Below are 2,540 nucleotides of genomic sequence, written 5' to 3' on the forward strand. Positions count from 1 at the left end.
TATTGGTTTGACCAATGACGTCAATGTTTTAAATAAATTCCGACGCGAACGTATGCGGTCATATGGGATTGAAAATGCCAGTCTGTATACAGATGATGCCCGCATTGAAAAAGAATTGGCCTACGCCAACAAACTATACGAAGAGTTGAATTGTCCAGTCATCAACGTTGCTGACCGGTCAATCGAAGAAACAGCCACGTTGATCATCATGTTCTTCAACTCAACCAAAACCTCAGGGTGAGAGCGAAACCGCTCAGCTTAAAATAACACTATAAAATAAAAAAACAGCGCCATGATTGTCATGAGCGCTGCTTTTCAATGTATTTATTGTTTGATCATCATTTTCATTTCTTGGACTAATTTTTCAATAGATTCAATATTCAGTTCATCCATACGTGCTGGCAAGCCTTCGATGATTTCCTTACAAACTATTGGGTTGGCGTAGTTGGCAGAACCTATTTGAACAGCTGTTGCACCAGCAATGATCATTTCTAATACATCATCAATGCTTTCGATACCACCTACTCCAATGATAGGAATATCTACTACTTGTGCAACCTGACGTACCATTCTTAAGGCAACATATTTCAAGGAAGAACCAGACAAGCCACCAGTTATCCCACCTAAAACGGGTTGTCTTGTTTGTAGGTCGAATGTTTGACCTGTAATTGTATTGATCATTACAATAGCATCGGCACCTGCAGCCTCTACCGCCTTTGCAATAACCGTAATATCTGTTACATTAGGCGTTAATTTTACATAAACAGGTAAAGACGTTACGGCTTTTACCTGTCTAGTTAAATCTGCTGCTACTTCTGGATTGGTACCAAATTGTAGACCACCTAGTTTAACATTTGGACAAGAGATATTTAATTCGATAGCCTTTACATTCTGAGCTTTAGATAAAGCTTTCGTTGCCTCAACATAGTCTTCAACTGTTGACCCGGCAACACTTTGAATAATGGGTACATCAAATTGTGCTAGATAAGGTAATTTTTCTGCTAAAACCCCTTCAACGCCTGGATTTTTAAGACCAACTGAATTTAAAATACGTTCTCCGGAGTGGTAGTAACGTGGATCTGGATTCCCTTTTCTAACTTCTACAGTTGTTGATTTATCTACTAAAGCACCTAAAATGCTTAAGTCATATTTGTCTACAAAACCTTCTCCATAACCAAAACAGCCAGATGCTGGCATTACTGGATTCTTTAATTCTAAACCTGGTAATTTAACACTTAAACGTGACATAATAGCCTCCTTAAATGACTCTTGGTACACATTATTGTTGATAAACGATATTTCCTTGATAAATAGTCAAAGCACACATACCAAATACTTCTTCCCCGTTAAATGGTGTCACTTGTGATTTTGATAAATAGTCTGCTGGATCAATTGTATAGGCTTGCGATAGATCAAAAACTGCAATATCTGCTGAACTACCAACTGATAGTGTAGCAGGTGCTAAGTCGAATACATCTGTTGGTGCTGTAACCATTTTTTCAAGTAAAAAGGCTAGAGACATGATACCTGTCTTTACAAAATGGGTGTACATCACAGCAAACGCAGTTTCAATACCAACAATTCCAAATGGTGAACCCATAAAACCGTTAGCCTTCTCAGCCAAAGTGTGCGGTGCATGGTCAGTAGCTACCATATCTAAAGTACCATCTAACAAACCTTCTAATAAAGCCGCTTGATCTTCTTCACCACGTAAAGGTGGGTTCATCTTGAAAGTAGCATCGTCAGCTGGGATATCTAGTTCATTTAGAATTAAATGATGTGGTGCAACTTCTGCTGTCACATGCACACCACGCGCTTTACCGTCACGAATAGCTGCGACAGATGCCTTAGTGGATACGTGACAAACGTGGTAATGGACACCTGTTTCTTCCGCTAAATGAATATCACGTGCAATTTGACTAGATTCTGTTGCATTTAAGATACCAGGTAAACCAAGTTCCTTATTTTTAACACCCTCATGCATTACACCGCCAAATAATAGACTCTCATCTTCAGTATGGGCTACGATTGGCTTATGTAAGCGAGCAGCCTCTTTCATAGCTAAGTACATAGTGCCTGCAGTTTGAACCCCAAACCCATCATTGGTAAAGGCAAATGCTTCTGGCATATTGGCCATATCTACTAAGTCATCTGATTTTAAATCACCTGTAATCGGCGCATACTGTAAGACCTCAATCACTGAATCCTCGTCAATAAGTTTTTGAATTGCATTTAATTTTTCTGGTGTATCAGGTGCTGGATTTAAATTGGGCATAGCTGCAACACGTGTGAATCCACCCCTTGCAGCTGCTTGACTTCCAGTTAAAATCGTTTCTTTGTCTTCAAAACCTGGCTGACGGAAGTGGACATGGACATCTGTCAATCCTGGTGTGACTAACTTCCCAGCCACATCAATAACTTGGTCATTATCCGCAACGTCGAAATCTAATTGCTCGCTAACTGCGACAATCTTTTTGCCGTCAATTTTTAAATGAATATCTACTAGTTGATTATCTTTTGTAACCTGTTTACCATTTGTA

Annotated in this window: 3 protein-coding genes; 1 reads left to right on the plus strand and 2 read right to left on the minus strand. The window is 39.4% G+C overall.

The annotated features are described in order from the left end of the window. The coding region (locus tag ACRCJ0_RS11860) for a kinase/pyrophosphorylase (RefSeq protein WP_431390543.1) at window positions 1–241 on the plus strand (241 nt) is incomplete at its 5' end. Window positions 242–324: 83 nt separating this feature from the next. On the opposite strand, the gene ACRCJ0_RS11865 is transcribed toward ACRCJ0_RS11860, so the two are convergent. Next, window positions 325–1,248 (minus strand): dihydroorotate dehydrogenase, encoded by a 924-nt coding sequence (locus tag ACRCJ0_RS11865; RefSeq protein ID WP_431390544.1) that lies wholly within the window; start codon window positions 1,246–1,248, stop codon window positions 325–327. Window positions 1,249–1,279: 31 nt separating this feature from the next. Further along, a partial coding sequence (locus tag ACRCJ0_RS11870) for a dihydroorotase (protein WP_431390545.1) occupies window positions 1,280–2,540 on the minus strand: 1,261 nt, incomplete at its 5' end.

Source organism: Aerococcus sp. L_32 (assembly GCF_050689315.1).